Genomic DNA, 464 nt, shown 5'->3' on the forward strand with positions numbered 1-464 from the left:
GCGTTCGACATGGTGACCTTAGAAGCTGCGCATCGCATTATCTCTCCTGTTGTCGATGCGGCATTGGACGGGCGAGGATTCGAGACAGTAGCGCCGCTAAAGTGGGTACGATGCGACGGGTCGCCCATTCGGCAAATATTTGCATTCCCGGCATGGAAGGGCGGTGTAATAGCGCCTAGCTGGGGTCTGTCCTTTGACTTTGTTCCGCACGTATCGGGTAGTTCTGTTCGATGGCACCGAACCAATAAGTCTGCAATGTTTGATCTCACTGTCGATGCGCGCGACAGGGCCTTAGATCTAAGCCTGATTCGCGGAGAGCAGATGGTCGCTCAAAAATCGGCACCGATTGTGAAAACCGCGATCGTGCGAGCAGACGAATTTTGGCGACGGGTAAATTCGGTAGAGGACGTCGTCCCGGCGTTCGAATGGCTGCGAGACTATCTGTCGAATGGAGGCTTGGGTTT

1 pseudogene is annotated in these 464 nt (G+C 54.5%); it reads left to right on the forward strand.

Annotated elements, in window-relative coordinates:
- Positions 1–255: 255 nt before the first annotated feature.
- Positions 256–464: pseudogene (locus SB725_RS30165) on the forward strand (hypothetical protein); the annotation flags it as partial.

The organism is Pseudomonas sp. SIMBA_041, from assembly GCF_046535095.1.
GTDB lineage: Bacteria > Pseudomonadota > Gammaproteobacteria > Pseudomonadales > Pseudomonadaceae > Aquipseudomonas > Aquipseudomonas mucoides.